Origin of the sequence: Amycolatopsis sp. NPDC052450 (assembly GCF_044547565.1) — a bacterium.
In the GTDB taxonomy this organism is placed as follows: domain Bacteria; phylum Actinomycetota; class Actinomycetes; order Mycobacteriales; family Pseudonocardiaceae; genus Amycolatopsis.
Genome location: NZ_JBIUAQ010000021.1, coordinates 1 through 17294, shown reverse-complemented (window position 1 = coordinate 17294; position 17294 = coordinate 1). Strand labels below are relative to the sequence as shown.

The following is a 17294-nucleotide window of genomic DNA, read 5'->3' as shown; positions in this document are numbered from 1 at the left end:
CGATGACCACTCCCTACGGCCAGCAGCCGCCGGGACAGCAGCCGCCGCCCGGGTCCGGGCCCCCGCAAGGGGACGGGCAGCAGCAGTCACCGCAGCCGCAGCAGCCGTTCGGACAGCCGTCGGGAGACCAGCCCTCGCCGTTCGGGCAGCAGCAGCCGCAGCAGGTTCCTCAAGGTGAGCAGTCGTCGCCCTTTGGACAGCAGGCATCAGGCGAGCAGCCTTCGCCGTTCGGGCAGCAGCACGCTCCGCAGGGTGAGCAGCCGTCGCCGTTCGGCCAGCAACCTCAGCAGGCCCCTCAGGGTGAGCAGTCTTCGCCCTTCGGGCAGCAGGCATCAGGCGAGCAGCCTTCGCCGTTCGGGCAGCAGCCGCAGCAGGCTCCCCAGGGCGAGCAGTCGTCGCCCTTCGGGCAGCAGCCGCAGGCGCCGTTCGGGCAGCCGCCGCAGCAACCGGGTCAGCCGTTCGGCACGCAGCAGCAGCCGTTCGGGCAGCAGCCCCCGCAGTCTTCGCCTTTCGGGCAGCAGGGCCGGCCTTCGCCGTTCGGCCAGGCCGCCCAGTTCGGCCCGCAGACCGACTACGCCCACTGGGGCCTTCGCGCGGGCGCGACCCTCATCGACTTCGGCCCGATCGTCGTGCTCCCGATCATCGGCATGATCATTTCGGCGACAGGGCTTCGCACGGTCGGCCTGTTCATCGCCGGTCTCGGTTATCTCGCCGGATTCGGCTGGACCGTCTACAACCGGTGGATCAAGATGGGCACCACCGGTCAGTCCCTCGGCAAGAAGGTCCTGAAGATCAAGCTCGTCCGTGAAGCCGACGGGCAGCCGATCGGGCCGCTGATGGCGTTCGTCCGGGACCTGTGCCACAACCTCGACGGCTGGATCTGCGGCCTCGGTTACCTCTGGCCGTTGTGGGACGAGAAGAAGCAGACGTTCGCCGACAAGATCCTCAGCACCGTCGTCGTCCCGGGCGAAGCCGCCGCGGTCGCGGCGGCACCTTTCGGCCAGAACCCGGGATTCCCCGCGCCGCCGCCTTCTTCGCCGTCGTTCCCCGCGCAGCCCTCGCCGTTCGGCCAGCAGCAGCCGCAGCAGCAGCCGTTCGGCGCGCAGCAGCAGCCGTCCCCGTTCGGGCAGCAGGCCCCGCAGCCGCAGCCGTTCGGGCAGCAGCCGTCCCAGCCGTTCGGTCAGCAGCCGCAGGGAACCGCGGCGCCGTCCCCGGAGTCCCAGCCGGGACCGGCCTTGGGCGAGGCCGAGCCGACTCAGGTCCTTCGCCCCGGCCAGCCGCCTCAGCAGGCGCCGTCCGGGTTCGACGAAGCCGAGCCGACGCAGAAGATCACGCCGGAGCAGCTGAGGCAGCAGTTGCCAGGAGCGGACGGGTCGAACGGGCCCGGCACACCGCAGCAGTAAGAAACGACCGGCGGGATCCACCCGCCGGGAAGCACGACACAAGTGGGGAACCCGATGACGAACCCGTACGGCCAGCAGCCCGGCCCCGGCCAGCAGCAGCCCTATGGCCAGCAGCCTCAGCCCGGATACGGACCCCCGTCCGGCGCCACGCCCGCGCCGTACGGTCAGCCGTCCGGTGCGAACCCGATGCCGTACGGTCAGCCTGCGCCCTATGGCCAGCCCGCGCCGTACGGTCAGCCCGCGCAGTATGGCGCTCCGGGTGGCATGCCCGGTGGCGGTGGCGACATCAACTCGATCCCGGACTACAAGGGCTGGGCGATCGGCTGCATCTTCCTCTGCTGGATCATCGCGATCTTCGCGATCATGAAGTCCAACGAGGTCAACACCTACAAGATGCAGGGCAACTACGCCGCCGCCATGGACGCGTCGAAGTCGACGAAGACCATGTGCATGATCGCCTCGATCATCGGCGGTGTCGGCTGTCTGTTCTCCATCCTCTGGATCATCCTGGCCGTCGCGACGGCGTTCTAGCCCGACCGTAGAACGAAAGAACAACGAGGACCACTTTCATGACCAACCCTTACGGCCAGCAGCAGCAGCCCTACGGACAGCAGCCCGGCTACGGGCCGCCGTCCGGCGGCATGCCCGCCCCCTACGGTCAGCCGGCTCCGTACGGCCAGCCTTCTCCCTACGGTGCCCCGGGCGGCATGCCCGGCGGCGGTGGCGACATCAACGCCATCAAGGACTACAAGGGCTGGGCGATCGGCTGCATCTTCCTCTGCTGGATCATCGCGATCTTCGCGATCATGAAGTCCAACGAGGTCAACACCTACAAGATGCAGGGCAACTACGCCGCCGCCGCGGACGCGTCGCGGTCCACGAGGACCATGTGCATGATCGCGTCGATCATCGGTGGCCTCGGCTGCGTCTTCGCCATCGTGATGATCATCATCTCGATCGTCGCGGCCTCGTCCGTGCCCAGCTGCTACGGCCGCTACTGCTGATTCCGGGGCGCACCACCCCGATGTCGGTCCCGGGTGGGACGATGTCGGGGTGGTGAACCTCTATCGCGACACCGGGGTGGTGTTGCGGACGCACAAGCTGGGTGAGGCCGACCGGATCGTCACCCTGCTCACGCGGCGGCACGGCAAGGTCCGTGCGGTCGCGAAAGGCGTGCGTCGGACGTCGTCGCGCTTCGGGGCGCGGCTGGAGCCGTTCGGCCACGTCGACGTCCAGTTCTACACCGGCCGCTCCCTGGATGTGATCACCCAGGTCGAGACGGTCGACGCCTTCGCCCTTCCGCTGGTGGCCGATTACCAGCGCTACACCGCCGCGAGCGCCATCGCCGAGACGGCGGACCGGCTGTCCGCCGAAGAGGGCGAGCCGGTACTCAAGCTTTACATGCTCGTCGTCGGCGCCCTTCGCGCGCTCGCGGGCGGTGAACGTGACAGTTCCCTCGTGCTCGACGCCTTCTTCCTGCGGGCCATGGCCTATGCCGGCTGGGCGCCCGCGATCACCGAATGCGCCCGATGCGGCCTGCCGGGCCCGCACAAGGCGTTCAGTGTGTCCGCCGGCGGCTCGATGTGCCCGGATTGCCGGGTTCCTGGCTGTGTGCACCCTTCCCAAGAGGTGCTGACCCTGCTCGCGGCGCTCCTGCACGGCGAATGGCCGGTGGCCGAAGCGTCGCAGCCGGTGCCGCGGCGTGACGCGTCCGGCCTGGTCGCGGCGCATCTGCAGTGGCATCTGGAGCGTCAGTTGCGCTCGCTGCCGCTGGTGGAGAGGCGTGCTCGGGAGAGCACCACCGGAGCGCAGTAGGGTCGCAGGCACAGGTTCACTCGATCAGGAGGCTCGAAGGTGCTGCGCAGGGGACGCGAGAACAAGGCGTCACAATTCGAACTTCGCGCGCCGGAGCCGCATCCGTCCGGTGCCCGGCCGCCGGAGATCCCCCGGGAACTCCTCCCGAAGCATGTCGCGCTGGTCATGGACGGCAACGGCCGCTGGGCCAACCAGCGGGGACTGCCGCGCATCGAGGGCCACAAACGCGGCGAAGCGGTGATGATCGACGTCGCCAGCGGTGCCGTGGAGCTCGGCGTCAAATGGCTGTCGGTGTACGCCTTCTCCACCGAGAACTGGAAGCGGAGCCCGGAAGAGGTCCGTTTCCTGATGGGCTTCAACCGCGACACCATCCGTCGTCAGGTCGACTACCTCGGCTCGATCGGCGTCCGCATCCGCTGGGCGGGCCGCCGTCCCAAGCTGTGGGCGAGTGTGATCAAGGAACTGCAGGTCGCCGAGGAGAAGACCAAGAACAACACGGCGCTGAACATGACCATGTGCGTCAACTACGGCGGCCGTGCCGAACTGGGCGACGCCATGCGGCGGATCGCGCAGGACGTCGCCGACGGGAAGCTGAACCCGGACAAGGTCACCGAGAAGACCATCGGCAAGTACCTGTACCAGCCCGACATGCCGGACGTGGACCTGTTCCTGCGGCCGTCGGGGGAGCAGCGGACGTCGAACTTCCTGCTCTGGCAGTCGGCCTACGCCGAAATGGTCTACCAGGACACGCTCTTCCCGGACTTCGACCGCACCCACCTGTGGCGGGCGTGCCTCGAGTTCGCGAAACGGGACCGTCGCTTCGGCGGGGCCATCGACAAGTCTTCCGAAGGGACTTCATGACCACCGAAGCAGCGGACACGGCGGCGTTGCTGACGTCGGCACGGGAAGCCCTCGAGCGCTATCTCGAAGTCCACGTCGACGACGACGGCGCGCTGACCTTTTCGCACGCGGACGTCCCGTGTGTGATCCAGGCGACCCGGCTGGCCGAAGGGCTGACCGTGCTGAGCCTGACCTGCGTGGTGGCCTGGGACCTGCCGGACGACCCGGCGATCGCGGCCTCGGCGGCGGAACGCGCCGGACAGGGCCTGTTCGGCACGCTCGGCGTCGTGCGGTCGGAGAAGGGCATCGACATCACGCTGAGGTACGCGTTCCCGGCCGAGGGCATGGACGCCTCGCCGCTCGGGACCCTGCTCATGCTGGTCGTCTCCACCGCGTCGCAGCTGCGCTCCGACCTCCTGGGCACCGCCCCCGGGGACTGACCGTCTCCACACAGGGTCACCTGGCATCATCTCGCGCATGGAAACCATTTCCAGAAGCGCCCCGGAGAAGCCGGTCCGGCGGTTCAAGATCACCTCGATCGAGGTGCTCTGCGCGATCCTGCTGATCGCGATCCTCGGGCAGAGCTGGCTCCAGCAGGTGTTCGACGTGCCCGCGCTGCGGACCGGCTCGACGGTGTTCGTCGCGGTCTGCGTGCAGGCACTGCCGTTCCTGGTGCTCGGGGTGCTGATCAGCGGCGCGATCGCGGCGTTCGTGCCCGCGCGGGTGCTGGAGAAGGTGCTTCCCCGCCGACCCGGTGCGGCGGTCGGTGTCGCGGGGCTGGCCGGGGTCGCCCTGCCAGGTTGTGAATGTGCGTCGGTGCCCGTCGCGCGGCGGCTGATCGGCCAGGGTGTCGCGCCCGCGGCCGCGCTGACGTTCCTGCTGGCCGCGCCCGCGGTGAACCCGGTGGTGCTGGTCGCGACGGCGGTGGCGTTCCCTGGAAACCCCGAAATGGTGTTCGCCCGGTTCGCCGGTTCGCTCGCCACGGCGATGGTGATGGGCTGGCTGTGGGCGAAGTGGGGCAAGCTCGACTGGATCGCGGAGCGCGCGCTGCGGCGCATGCCGGACGTCCAGCACGGTTCGCGCTGGAAGACCTTCGCCGAGACCGCGCGGGCGGATCTCGTCGAGGCGGGCGGTTTCCTCGTGCTCGGCGCGATGATCGCCGCCGCGATGAACGTGCTGGTGCCCGCCAAATGGTTCGGCGTGCTCGGCGAGCAGATCGTGCTCGGCGTGCTGGTGATGGCCGTGCTCGCCGTCGTGCTGGCCCTGTGCAGTGAGGCCGACGCCTTCGTCGCCGCGTCGCTGACCGCGATGCCGCTGCTGCCGAAACTGGTGTTCCTGGTGGTCGGGCCCGCGATCGACGTGAAACTGTTCGCCCTGCAGACCGGCACTTTCGGCAAGTCGTTCGCGCTGCGGTTCGCGCCGGTGACGTTCGTCGTCGCGCTCAGCTGCGCGGTCGTCTCGGGCACGCTGATCCTCGGAGGTGGCGTGTGAAACGCGAGACCCAGAACATCCTGCTGATCCTGCTCGGCGGGGCCCTGCTCAAGATCACGATCAACGGCGACTACCTGCGCTACGTCAAACCCGCGCAGCAGCCGTGGATCATCGCGGGCGGCGCGGTGATGGTCACCCTGGGCGCGGTCGCGATCGTCCGCGACCTGCTGGCCGCGCGGGCCGCCGCCGTCGTGTCCGGCGATGTGCACGACCACGACCACAACACCCGCTCGGCCTGGCTGCTGATGGTGCCGGTGCTGGCCGTCTTCCTGGTCGCGCCGCCCGCGCTGGGCGCCGATTCGGTGACCCGCACCGAAGCCAGGGCGCCGCAAAGCGCTTCGGCGAGCAACGCGGCCGCCTTCCCGCCCCTGCCCGCCGGTGACGTGGTTCCGTTGGAGGTCAACGAGTTCGTCAGCCGCGCGGGGTGGGACAAGAGCGGCAGCCTGAACGGGCGGCCGGTGCGGCTGTCCGGGTTCGTCGTGCACAACGAGGGCAACACGATGCTGGCCAGGATGGTGATCGGCTGCTGCGCCGCCGACGCCTTCCCGATCACCGTGCGGCTCGTGGGCCAGGACGTGGCGGGCTTCCGCGACGACACCTGGCTGGAGGTGACCGGGACGGTCGTGCCGGGCACCGCGGTGCGGGAGAACAGCTACATGCCGGACTTGACGCTCACTTCGGTGCGGCAGGTGCCGGCGCCGAAGGACCCCTACGAGTACTGAGCCCGGCAGCCCCTGCGGCGTGCAATGAAGGGGCCTTTCATAGCAAAATTTGCTATGAAAGGCCCCTTCATTGCAGCTTTTTGGCCTGGTCGGCGGCCGCGTGAAGGCCCTTCGCGGGAGGCACGCGGAGTACTGAGCCGGATGCTATGAACGGTCCGTTACTTGCAAAATTTGCAAGTAACGGACCGTTCATGGCACTGGGCGTCAGTGGTTCGAGCAGGTCCCGACGATCTCCACGGTGTGACTGATGTCGGAGAAGCCGTGCTCCGAGGCGATCTTCTCCGCCCACCGCTCCACGGCCGGTCCCTCGACCTCGACGGTGCTGCCGCAGACCCGGCACACCAGGTGATGGTGGTGGTGCGACGAGCAGCGCCGGTAGATGGCCTCGCCGGTGTCGGTGCGCAGGACGTCGATTTCGCCTGCCTCCGAGAGCGACTGCAGCGTCCGGTACACCGTCGTGAGCCCGATGCCGTCGCCGCGTTTGCGCAGCTCGTCGTGCAGTTCCTGGGCGGAACGGAAGTCGTCGATCTCCTTGAGCAGCTCGACCACGGCGGCCCGCTGTTTCGTCGACCGGCGTCCCGGGACCGGCGCGGAACTGTTGGCCGTCGTCGGACTCATGCTCACTTCCCCTCCTGAACGTGGGCTACGGCGTCCACCACGATATGCGCAAGGTGATCGTCGACCAGCCGGTACACCACCTCACGGCCGCGTCGCTCACCCTGTACGACACCCGCGGTCTTCAGCACCCGCAGGTGCTGGCTGATCAGCGGCTGCGCGACATCGAGCGTGTCCACCAGTTCGTGTACGCACCTGTCCGCGTTACGCAGTTGCAGGACGATGGCGATGCGCACGGGCGCGGCGAGTGCTCTGAGCAGGTCGCCGGCGTCCGCGAGGGCGGCGGCCGAGGCCGAGGCGGCGGGTTCGGCGGGGGGACGGGCCGTCGAATGCGGTCCGGGGTCTTCCGTGAAGCCCGGGGCGGCCGAGTCCGGGGTCACCGTAGCCATCGCCGCCTCCATGTCCATCATGATTTCCGAAGTCATTGCCAGTAACAGTCCAGGCCATCTTAGTGTTTCCCGCCCTCGGCGGTCTGTTCGCCGAGCGGGGGACCACTTGGCCGCGTCGTTACTGCTCCATTCGGGTGACTTCGCGAAGAAATGACCATTCCACTTCGCATGTGGTCGCCAACGGTGCAAGGTTGTCGCGGAGCGTTTCGTCGCTTCTCGTACGCCGACGACCGCGCTCTGAGGGCCCGGAGAGGCAGTGGGGAGACATGACTCGTTTCGTGACGAAGCTGGCCGCCGCGACGGCGGCCTTCGTTTTGGCGTCGGCTCCGGGGCTCGCCTCGGCGCAGACGACACAGGCCGTCGACGAGAAGTCCGGCCCCGTGTCGTTCGCGAACGTGGCGTCCGTGCGCATCGGTAACCCGGGATCGCTGATCACCGAGACCCAGCGCTCTCCGCTTTCGCCTGGCCAGTCGAAACTCTCCCCGGATCGCACCGTCGTCCCGCGTGACGACGGCGAGCGGACCACCTTCGGCAAGAAGTGGGACATCAACCTGGGCCGCTACGGGGCGCAGAGCCCGTACCCGCCCGGCATCGCCAGCCGCGACCACAACGTGATCGCCGCCTTGCAGCAGACCACGGTCCCGACAGCGGTCGCGGAGAGCAACTACGCCCTGATCGACAACGGCCGCGGCGGCGCGACACCCGCCGAAAACACCGTGCTGGTGCTCGAAGGCGCGAAGAGCTCGGTGGACTGCTCGTCGCCGAGCAAGGCGACGTCGGCAACGAGCGTGAGCAAGATCTGGGTGCGTGACGACACCGGCAAGCTTCAGCCGTCCGGTGCATCGGGCGTGGATATCAAGGGGCTCAAGCTCGGCCCGCCGTCGCTCGTCAAGGACGAGAACATCGGCAAGGACGAGACCACCTCCGACCTGACCGTGTCCCGGGTGACCGCTTTCGACCAGCTCATCCGGCAGGACGGCTGGCGCAGCGGTGACGTGACCAAGGCAGCGGGGTGGAAGCTGGACATCGTCACGCATGTGCGTGACGACGCGGGCAAGGATCTGCGCGAGGCTCGCACGACGATCGTGCTCGGCGGCGTGAGCTGCGCGATCCCGAGGAACTTCGTGGCGAAGCCCGCCGGCGGCACGGGACCGGGCGCGGCGCCCGAGCAGCCCGCGGTGCCGGGGACGGTCCCCGCCGGCGGTATCCCGCCGCAGACCGCCGACTCGACGCGGACCGTGGTCGGGCTGGGACTGCTGGGCGGCGGCATCGTGATCGGTGCCGCGGCGATGCTGTTCCTTCGCCGTCGTAAGCCCGTTCCGGTGCGGGAGAAGTAGCAGCCCCGTGCGGCCTTGGCTGGCGGGACTTTCCGCCGTCGTCTCCGCGCTCGCCATCTCCGCGGGCGTGATCGTGCTGACCTGGATCCCGCCCGAACAGGCGGTCTCGTTCGCGGAACCCGCGGTCATGCCGGGTGAAGACGGCGCTCCGTTGGCTCTGCCCGCCGACAGTTCGACACGCGGGCAGCGGCCCGGCACCATCCGGCTGCCCGAAGGCGGATCGGCGAAGCTCGTCCGCTCCGAGGTCAACTCCGACGGTGTCCTCCCGATCCCGCGAGGGCTCGGCGACGCGGCCTGGTGGGGTGCGCGGCTCGGCGCCGAAGCGGGTACGTCGCTGATCTCCGGGCACGTCAACTGGGGCGGCGCCAAAGGGCCGTTCGACGAGCTGTGGCGGATGCGGGAAGGTCAGGAAGTGGCCGTCAGTGACGCCGCGGGCGGCATCTGGGTCTATCGCGTGCGCGAGGTCGTCACGGTGCACAAGAACGACCTGCCCGCGCAGGCGGCGAAGCTGTTCGCGCAGAGCGGGCCGCACCGGCTGGTCCTGGTGACCTGCGGCGGCGACTACCTCGGCGGAACGGACGGTTACCGGGACAACCGGGTCATCGTCGCGACTCCCGTCTCCGGACCGCCCGCCTGACGCCCGCATTCAGAGGACTGAATGCGGGAAGTCGGTGCAACCTCTCTCGGCTCGCGTCGCGTGTCTAGCGACACCGGCCGCTTCGGCGGCTTGACGCGAGCAAGGAGTAATACCCGATGGTGGGACAGTTTGACGTGGATGACACCGCCGCGGCGGGCGAGGAGCGGCCGAAGAAGCGCTCCGTCCTGGGCTGGGTCCTCGCCTGCGCCGCGATCTTCGTGGTGGCGGCCGTGGTCGCGGTGTTCGTGTTCACCGGAAAGAGTGATCCCGTCGTCGCGGCCGCCCAAGACCAGGCGAACACGTCGGCCGTGCAAACGTCCGAAGTCCCCGCCGGGCAGGCGCCCGGCACGGTCAAACTTCCCGGCGGTGGCACGGCGAAACTGATCCGCAAGGAACTGACCGCCGACGGGACCCTCCCCATCCCCGAGGGTCTCGACGAAGCCACCTGGTGGGGCGCGAAACTGGGTGCCGACCAGGGCGCGTCCCTCCTTTCCGGGCATGTGAACTGGAAGGGGAAGAAGGGCCCGTTCGACGAGTTGTGGCGCCTCAAGGCCGGTCAGCGGGTGGACGTCGTCGACACCGACGGCGGCAAGTGGGGCTACAAGATCGACGAGGTCGTCACCGTGCACAAGACGAAGCTGGCCGAGCAGGCGGAGAAGCTGTTCGGGCCGGACGGTCCGCATCGGCTGGTGCTGGTCACCTGCGGTGGCGAGTACGTCGGCGGGACCGACGGTTACGAGGACAACCGCATCGTCACCGCCTCGTTGGTGAGCCGCCCCTGACCCGTTCCAACCTCGCCGGAAGTCGCGCGGGACCTCCCGGTTAGTCTTGTCGTTCTAGTCCGATAACCGTCCCCGCATGCTTCGGAGCGTGGAGTGCCCGCCAACACCATTGAGACCGTCGTCAGCCTGTGCAAGCGTCGAGGCTTCGTTTTCCCGTGTGGAGAGATCTACGGCGGTACCAAGTCGGCGTGGGACTACGGGCCCCTCGGTGTCGAACTCAAGGACAACATCAAGCGCCAGTGGTGGAAGACCGTGGTGCAGAGCCGGGACGACGTCGTCGGCCTCGACTCCTCGGTGATCCTGCCGCGCCAGGTGTGGGTCGCGTCGGGTCACCTCGACGTCTTCACCGACCCGCTGATCGAATGTCTCTCCTGCCACAAGCGGTTCCGCGCGGACCAGCTGGCCGAGGACTTCTCCGCCCGGTCGGGCAAGGAGGTGTCCGAGGACGACCTGTCCGAGGTGCCGTGCCCGAACTGCGGCACCCGCGGGCAGTACACCGCGCCGCGTGACTTCAACATGATGCTCAAGACCTACCTCGGCCCGGTCGAGTCCGAGGAAGGCGTGCACTACCTCCGCCCGGAGACCGCGCAGGGCATCTTCATCAACTTCCTCAACGTGCAGACCGCGGCGCGCAAGAAGCCGCCGTTCGGCATCGGCCAGATCGGCAAGTCGTTCCGGAACGAGATCACGCCGGGTAACTTCATCTTCCGCACGCGCGAGTTCGAGCAGATGGAGATGGAGTTCTTCGTCGAGCCGGGCGAGGACGAGACCTGGCACCAGTACTGGATCGACGCGCGCACCGAGTGGTACAAGGACCTCGGCATCAAGGCGGACAACCTCCGCCTTTACGAGCACCCGAAGGAAAAGCTCTCCCACTACTCGAAGCGCACCGTCGACATCGAGTACCGCTTCGCGTTCAACGCGGGCCAGGAGTGGGGCGAGCTCGAGGGCATCGCGAACCGCACCGACTTCGACCTCACGACGCACTCGAATCACTCCGGCGTGGACCTGTCGTTCTTCGACCAGGCCACGAAGCAGCGGTTCCGCCCGTTCGTCATCGAGCCCGCGGCCGGTGTCGGCCGGTCGATGATGGCGTTCCTCGTCGACGCGTACCACGAGGAAGAGGTGCCGAACGCCAAGGGCAGCACCGACACCCGCGCGGTGCTCAAGCTGGACTACCGGCTCGCGCCGTTCAAGGTCGCCGTCCTCCCGTTGTCCCGCAACGCCGATCTCACGCCGAAGGCGCGCGACGTCGCGGCGGCGCTGCGCAAGCACTGGAACGCCGACTTCGACGACGCCGGCGCGATCGGCCGCCGCTACCGGCGCCAGGACGAGATCGGGACGCCGTACTGCGTCACCGTCGACTTCGATTCGCTCAACGACCACGCGGTGACCGTGCGCGAGCGCGACACCATGGCGCAGGAGCGGGTCGCGATCGACAAGCTGGAGTCGTACCTGGCGGGTCGCCTGATCGGCGCCTGACGCCCTCGGCCCAATGACATGAAAGGCCCCTTCATTGCAAAATTTGCAATGAAGGGGCCTTTCATTGCACGGGGGGGGAGCGTTCGCCGGAGGCATACCCCTGACAACTGTCACCCTCAGGTCATGACGCGCGGCCCACGTCCACGGCGCCCCGCCGCGACAAGCTCTAAGCATGCGAGAACAAGACATCACCGCGGGCGCGGCGGTACGGCTTTCCGGGCTGCGTAAGCACTATGGCGACGTCCACGCCGTCGACGGCGTGGAACTGACGATCGCGCCGGGCGAGGTGGTCGCCCTCCTCGGCCCCAACGGCGCGGGCAAATCCACCACGGTCGACATGATCCTGGGCCTCACGGCACCCGACAGCGGCACCGTGACCGTGTTCGGGCGCGAGCCGGGCGACGCGGTCGGCGACGGGATGATCGGCGCGATGCTGCAGGGCGGCGCGCTCGTCGAGGATCTCACGGTCGGCGAGACCGTCGGCATGGTCGCCGCGCTGCACCGCGAGCCGATGCCCGTGCGGGAGGCGTTGCGCCGCGCGGGGATCGAAGATCTCGCGAACCGGCGCTCCACCAAGCTTTCCGGCGGGCAGAAGCAGCGTGTGCGGTTCGCCGTGGCGCTGGTGAGCGACCCCGATCTGCTGATCCTCGACGAGCCGACCGCCGCGATGGACGTCGGCACGCGCCGCGAGTTCTGGAAGTCCATGTACGAGTACACGAACTCCGGCCGCACGGTCTTGTTCGCCACTCACTATCTGGAAGAGGCCGAGGAGTTCGCCGACCGTGTCGTGCTGATGCGGTCGGGGCGGATCGTCGCGGACGGTTCGGTCGCGCAGGTCCGTGCGCTGGCGGGGGGACGCACGATCCGCGCGGTGGTGCCCGCGGCGGCGGAGCAGGTGATCGCGGGGCTGCCCGCGATCACCGGGTTCGAACTCCGCGGCGGCCGTGCCGCGATCTCCAGTTCCGATTCCGACGTCACGCTGCGGGCGCTGCTGACCCACGTGCCGGAGGCGCACGACATCGAGATCAGCGCCGTCGGCCTCGAAGGCGCGTTCCTTTCCCTGACCACCGGCAGCACCGAGGAAGCCGTCCGATGAACCCGACCTATCTCAAGACCGAGATCGTCCGCACCTTCCGTTCGACGCGGTTCGTGCTCTTCGCCGTCGCCTTCCCGGTGCTGATGTTCCTGTTGCAGGCCAACGTTTTCGGCGGCTCCAACGCGAACATCGCCGGAGTGATCATGGTCAACATGATGGCCTTCGGCACGTTCTCCGCCGCGATGACGAGCGGCACGAAACTGGCCATCGAACGGTCCACCGGATGGCAGCGCCAGCTGCGGCTCACCCCGCTGACCGGCGCGGGTTACCTCGGCGGCAAGGCGCTCTCGTCGATGCTCGTCGCCCTCCCCGCGCTGCTCGTCGTCCCGCTGGCCGGCGTCCTCTTCCAGGGCGTCCACCTCGACGCCGCCGGCTGGCTGCGGCTGGTGGCCGGCGTCTGGCTCGGCGCGATCCCGCTGGTGCTGCTCGGCCTGCTGCTCGGCCAGTTCGGCACGCCGGAGTCGATGCAACCGGTGAACATGATCGTCATGATGGGCATGGGCTTCCTGGGCGGCCTGTGGATCCCCATCGACGGGATGCCGTCGTGGATGGCCGATCTCGCTCAGGTGACGCCGACGTACTGGCTGATCCAGCTGGTCCGCCCGGTGGTCACCGACCATCTGACGGTGAGCGTCACGGCCGCGCTCGGCGTGCTGGCGGCGTGGACCGCGGTCCTCGGGACGCTGGTGATCAGGCGTTACCGTAAGGACAGTGCGCGGGTCTGAGAAGAGGGTGAACCGGTGAACGACTACCCGGGCAGGGTCAGGACGGGCTTGGACAGCCGGGAGAACTGGTGGTCGGACATGCCGCCGCGGACCGGCCGCGGGCCCCGGCCGGCGAAGTGGGCCGTGCTCGGCACCGCCTTCGTCCTGCCGAGCTTCATTCCCACGGTGGTCGAGTTGACCACCGGCGGGGTCACCGCGGAAGAGGTGGTGATCGCCGGTTTCCTCGTCGCCTACGGGGCCTGTTATCTGCTGTTCCCGCTCGTTCTGCGGCCTTCCCGGCGGAAGAGGACCTACCTCTTCTCGGTGGTGATGCTGCTCCTCGGCCTCGTCCTGGTCTTCCTGCACGACAACAACCCGTACATCCTGATCTACGCGACGGCGGTGCTGGCCTTCACGCTGCCGCCGGCGTGGGCGGTGATCCTGGACGGCGGCGCCCTGCTGCTGGTCGCCGGTGTCCACCTGGTCGTCGGAAAGGACGACTTCGGTGATCTCATCGCGGTCGCCTCGATCACGGCGGCGATGTTCTTCATGGCGAACCTGGTCCGCGCGGTGCGGAAACTGGAGGCGGCCAACCAGGAGATCGCGACGCTCGCGGTCGCGGGTGAACGCGAGCGCCTGGCGCGGGATCTGCACGACATCCTCGGCCACAGTCTCACCACCATCACGGTCAAGGCCGGGCTCGCGCGCCGGATCCTGGAGAGCGGCAAGGACGACAGCCGCGCGCTGCAGGAGATCAGCGAGGTCGAGAGCCTGACCCGCAGCGCGCTCACGGACATCCGCGCCACGGTCTCCGAGTACCGCGAGGTGTCGCTGTCGGCGGAGGTCGCCGGGGCGAGGGCGGCGCTGCGGGCGGCCGAGATCGACGCGGAGCTGCCGCACGCGGTGGACAACGTCGATCCCGCCCTGCAACGGACCTTCGGCTACGTGCTGCGGGAGGCGGTGACCAACGTGCTCCGGCATTCCGGGGCGAAGCGGGTCAAAGTTCGCTTCGGCAGGACGTGGCTGGAGGTCGAGGACGACGGCGAGGGCAGCGAGGAGAAGCCGGGCAACGGCCTTCGAGGGCTCACCGAACGCTTGGCCGCGGTCGGTGGGACCTTGACCGCCACCACGCCGCTTGGGGGAGGATGGCTCGTCCGGGCGGAGGTACCCGAGTCCGCTCTGCGGAGCGTCGCGCCTGCGCCGCTCTCCGAACCCGCTGGAGGCTGCGCGTGATCCGGGTCCTGCTCGCCGACGACCAGGCGATGGTGCGCGGGGCGTTGGCCACCGTGCTCGGCCTCGAAACCGACATCGAGGTGGTCGCCCAGGTCGGCTCGGGCGACGAAGTGCTCCAACGGGCGAAGGAGACCGCTCCGGACGTCGCGCTGCTCGACGTCCAGATGCCGGGCAAGGACGGTCTCGAAGCCGCCGCGGAACTGCACGGAGCGCTTCCGCTGTGCCGGATCATCATCTGCACCACCTTCGGCAGACCCGGTTATCTCTCGCGGGCGATGGCGGCGGGCGCCGCCGGATTCGTGGTCAAGGACGCGCCGCCGGAGCAGCTCGTCGACGCCGTCCGCCGGGTCCACGGCGGGCTCCGGGTGGTCGATCCCGCGCTCGCCGCCGAATCGCTCGCCACCGGCGCGAGCCCGCTCACCGGGCGCGAGCACGACGTCCTCCGGGCCGCGAAGGACGGCAGCACGGTGGCCGGCATCGCCGGTGCCCTGCACCTTTCCGAAGGCACCGTGCGCAACCATCTCTCGGCCGCGATAGGCAAGACCGGGGCGAGGACGCGGGCCGAGGCGGTGCGGCTCGCGGAGGAGCACGGCTGGCTCTGAGACCATCTCGCCGCTCTGCGAGAATCACCCGCGTGAGTACCGCCGAACGGACGAAACCCACCCGCGCGAACTGGGTGCGCCGGATCCTGGCGGGTTTCCTGCTGATCGTCGTCGCGGTGATCGGCGGAACGGCGTTCCGGGTCTGGCAGGTCGCGCGGGAGGACGTGCGCGATCAGGCCGACGTCATCGTGGTGCTCGGCGCCGCCCAGTACAACGGCAGGCCGTCGGAGATCTTCCAGGCCCGGCTGGCGAAGGCGAAGACGCTGTACGACCAGGGCGTCGCGAAGGTGATCGTCACCGCGGGCGGCAAGAAGGCCGACGACAACTACACCGAGGCACAGGCGGGTGTGCAGTGGCTGCGCAAACGCGGCGTGCCCCAGTCGGCGACGCTGCCCGTCGGCGAGGGCAGCGACACGCTGCGCAGCCTGCGCGCGGTCGCCGAGCAGGTCCAGAAGCGGGGATGGAAGACCGCGGTACTGGTCAGCGACCCGTGGCATTCGTTTCGCGCGCGGGTGATGGCCGACGACCTCGGGCTGGAGACCTGGACCTCGCCGACCCACCGCGGTCCGGTCGTGCAGGCCCGCGAGACGCAGGCGCGCTACATCGTCCGCGAGACCGGCGCGCTGCTGTACTACCGGCTCACGAAGTCCCCGGCGGTCGTCTGAACCCGCTGAGTGTCGGTGACCACGCTTAAGCTGGTCGGGTGAGTGACACCTACACCCAGGCCGACAGGGAGCGTCTGCTGCCCGAGCGGCCCAAGGGCGCGGCGCTGGAGGGCGCCAGTGACGGGCGAAGCGCCTTCGCCCGTGATCGCGCGCGGGTTCTGCACTCGGCGGCCCTGCGGCGGCTGGCAGGCAAGACGCAGGTGGTCGGGCCGGGTGAAGGCGCCGAGGTCAGCGGCGTGCCGCGCACCCGGCTGACGCATTCGCTGGAGGTCGCGCAGATCGGCAGGGGGATCGCGGACGAACTGGGCGCGGACCCGGATCTGGTGGACACCGCGGGCCTCGCGCACGACATCGGGCATCCGCCGTTCGGGCACAACGGCGAGCGCGCGCTGAACGAGGTCGCGCAGCCGTGCGGTGGTTTCGAGGGCAACGCGCAGACGTTGCGGATCCTGACCAGGCTGGAACCCAAGGTCCTGCTCGAAGGCGGGGTCGTCGGCGGGCTGAATCTCACTCGCGCCTGCCTCGACGCCTCGACGAAGTACCCGTGGCAGCGTGAAGAGGGCAATCTGAAGTACGGCGTCTACGCCGACGACGCCGAGGTGTTCGCGTGGGTCCGGGAGGGGGCGCCGGATCGCCGCACCTGTCTGGAAGCGCAGATCATGGACTGGTCCGACGATGTCGCGTACTCGGTGCACGACGTCGAGGACGGGGTGCTGGCCGGCCGGATCTCGTTGCGGGTACTGGCCGACGCGGAGGAACGCGCGGCGGTCGCCGAGGCGGCGCGCCGGTTCTCACGGCAATCTCAGTCCACTTTGGAGGGTGCGGCGAAGGAACTGCTCGACCTGCCCGTGGTCGCCGAACTCATCGAACCGGGGCTCGACGGATCGCTCAAGGCGCAGGTCGCGCTGAAGCGGCTGACGAGTGAGCTGGTCGGCAGGTTCGCGACGGCGGTGGTCGGCGCGACGCGGGAGGTGCACGGCGAAGGACCGCTGAGCCGCTACGCCGCGCGGCTCGTCATCCCGGAGCAGGTCGCGGCCGAGGTCGCGTTGTTCAAGGCGCTCGCGCTGCGGTACGTGATGAGCGACAGGCGGCGCCTCGCGATGCAGGACGGCCAGCGTCAGACGCTCGCCGAACTGGTCGAAGCGCTGTGCCGCCGCGCGCCCGACGCGCTCGACGGGCTGTTCCTTCCCGCCTGGGAGGCCGCCCCGGACGACGCGGCACGCCTGCGCGTGGTCGTAGACCAGGTGGCGTCGCTCACGGACGCCCAGGCCTACGCGTGGCATGCCTGGCACACGGGCAGGCACGGCTGAAGGGTCGTAGGTACAGCCAGGCGCTCGCGTGAGTTTCGCGGTCGTGGGGATGTCGTGAAGGGCACCTTTGAGACGATGAACCTGGATTCACCGGTGTGGTGTGGGGGTGGGGGTGTGTCTGGGTACGCAAATGCCCTCTGGCTTGGGATGATTGTTCTTGCGACGGAACAA

Annotated in this window: 20 protein-coding genes; 18 read left to right on the top strand and 2 right to left on the bottom strand. The window is 69.0% G+C overall.

All coding sequences use genetic code 11. The features are described 5' to 3' along the window. Positions 1-2 precede the first annotated feature (2 nt). Genes ACIHAO_RS28605 through ACIHAO_RS28570 form a run of 8 tightly spaced genes read left to right on the top strand, consistent with a single transcriptional unit; the run spans position 3 to position 6271 of the window. Positions 3-1403, top strand: a complete 1401-nt coding sequence (locus ACIHAO_RS28605) for an RDD family protein (RefSeq protein WP_396562937.1) — start codon at positions 3-5, stop codon at positions 1401-1403. A 54-nt stretch (positions 1404-1457) separates the two neighbouring features. After that, entirely contained in the window at positions 1458-1934 is a 477-nt protein-coding gene (locus ACIHAO_RS28600) for a CD225/dispanin family protein (protein WP_396562935.1), read from the top strand. 38 nt (positions 1935-1972) lie between these two features. Then, positions 1973-2407, top strand: a complete 435-nt coding sequence (locus tag ACIHAO_RS28595; RefSeq protein ID WP_396562933.1) for a CD225/dispanin family protein — start codon at positions 1973-1975, stop codon at positions 2405-2407. A gap of 49 nt (positions 2408-2456) precedes the next feature. Beyond that, a complete protein-coding gene (gene recO, locus ACIHAO_RS28590; protein WP_125785847.1) occupies positions 2457-3218 on the top strand; it encodes a DNA repair protein RecO in 762 nt (253 codons plus the stop codon). Between the two features lie 39 nt (positions 3219-3257). After that, complete coding sequence (locus tag ACIHAO_RS28585; RefSeq protein WP_396562931.1) at positions 3258-4079, top strand: isoprenyl transferase; 822 nt, start codon at positions 3258-3260, stop codon at positions 4077-4079. Then, complete coding sequence (locus ACIHAO_RS28580; RefSeq protein WP_125785845.1) at positions 4076-4498, top strand: hypothetical protein; 423 nt, start codon at positions 4076-4078, stop codon at positions 4496-4498. The genes ACIHAO_RS28585 and ACIHAO_RS28580 overlap by 4 nt, the downstream gene beginning before the upstream one ends. A 37-nt stretch (positions 4499-4535) precedes the next feature. After that, complete coding sequence (locus ACIHAO_RS28575) at positions 4536-5549, top strand: permease (protein ID WP_396562928.1); 1014 nt, start codon at positions 4536-4538, stop codon at positions 5547-5549. Beyond that, complete coding sequence (locus tag ACIHAO_RS28570) at positions 5546-6271, top strand: TIGR03943 family putative permease subunit (protein ID WP_396562926.1); 726 nt, start codon at positions 5546-5548, stop codon at positions 6269-6271. The genes ACIHAO_RS28575 and ACIHAO_RS28570 overlap by 4 nt, the downstream gene beginning before the upstream one ends. 204 nt (positions 6272-6475) lie before the next feature. Here the strand turns inward: ACIHAO_RS28570 and ACIHAO_RS28565 are convergent, their stop codons facing one another. Continuing rightward, positions 6476-6889, bottom strand: a complete 414-nt coding sequence (locus ACIHAO_RS28565; RefSeq protein ID WP_039918337.1) for a Fur family transcriptional regulator — start codon at positions 6887-6889, stop codon at positions 6476-6478. Positions 6890-6891: 2 nt separating this feature from the next. Further along, positions 6892-7275, bottom strand: a complete 384-nt coding sequence (locus tag ACIHAO_RS28560; protein ID WP_101613013.1) for a metalloregulator ArsR/SmtB family transcription factor — start codon at positions 7273-7275, stop codon at positions 6892-6894. A 266-nt stretch (positions 7276-7541) separates the two neighbouring features. On the opposite strand from ACIHAO_RS28560, the gene ACIHAO_RS28555 reads away from it, so the two are divergent. From ACIHAO_RS28555 to ACIHAO_RS28510, 10 genes are all read left to right on the top strand, one after another. Continuing rightward, a complete protein-coding gene (locus ACIHAO_RS28555) occupies positions 7542-8612 on the top strand; it encodes a hypothetical protein (RefSeq protein WP_396562924.1) in 1071 nt (356 codons plus the stop codon). 7 nt (positions 8613-8619) lie between these two features. Beyond that, complete coding sequence (locus ACIHAO_RS28550) at positions 8620-9249, top strand: class F sortase (protein WP_396562922.1); 630 nt, start codon at positions 8620-8622, stop codon at positions 9247-9249. Between the two features lie 116 nt (positions 9250-9365). Continuing rightward, the gene (locus tag ACIHAO_RS28545; RefSeq protein ID WP_396562920.1) at positions 9366-10031 is read left to right on the top strand and encodes a class F sortase; all 666 of its coding nucleotides are present in this window, start codon (positions 9366-9368) and stop codon (positions 10029-10031) included. Between the two features lie 93 nt (positions 10032-10124). Next, positions 10125-11513, top strand: coding sequence for a glycine--tRNA ligase (locus ACIHAO_RS28540; protein WP_340685416.1), 1389 nt, complete (start codon positions 10125-10127; stop codon positions 11511-11513). A gap of 172 nt (positions 11514-11685) precedes the next feature. Then, positions 11686-12609 (top strand): ABC transporter ATP-binding protein, encoded by a 924-nt coding sequence (locus tag ACIHAO_RS28535; RefSeq protein ID WP_396562918.1) that lies wholly within the window; start codon positions 11686-11688, stop codon positions 12607-12609. Next, on the top strand, positions 12606-13334 hold the full coding sequence (locus ACIHAO_RS28530; RefSeq protein ID WP_396562916.1) for an ABC transporter permease: 729 nt from the start codon (positions 12606-12608) through the stop codon (positions 13332-13334). Before ACIHAO_RS28535 ends, ACIHAO_RS28530 begins: the two co-directional genes overlap by 4 nt. A 15-nt stretch (positions 13335-13349) precedes the next feature. Beyond that, on the top strand, positions 13350-14546 hold the full coding sequence (locus tag ACIHAO_RS28525; protein ID WP_396562914.1) for a sensor histidine kinase: 1197 nt from the start codon (positions 13350-13352) through the stop codon (positions 14544-14546). Continuing rightward, the gene (locus tag ACIHAO_RS28520; RefSeq protein WP_396562912.1) at positions 14543-15148 is read left to right on the top strand and encodes a response regulator; all 606 of its coding nucleotides are present in this window, start codon (positions 14543-14545) and stop codon (positions 15146-15148) included. The genes ACIHAO_RS28525 and ACIHAO_RS28520 overlap by 4 nt, the downstream gene beginning before the upstream one ends. Before the next feature lie 32 nt (positions 15149-15180). Next, a complete protein-coding gene (locus ACIHAO_RS28515; RefSeq protein ID WP_125793237.1) occupies positions 15181-15813 on the top strand; it encodes a YdcF family protein in 633 nt (210 codons plus the stop codon). A gap of 38 nt (positions 15814-15851) precedes the next feature. Next, a complete protein-coding gene (locus ACIHAO_RS28510; protein ID WP_396562910.1) occupies positions 15852-17123 on the top strand; it encodes a deoxyguanosinetriphosphate triphosphohydrolase in 1272 nt (423 codons plus the stop codon). The last annotated feature ends 171 nt before the right edge of the window (positions 17124-17294 follow it).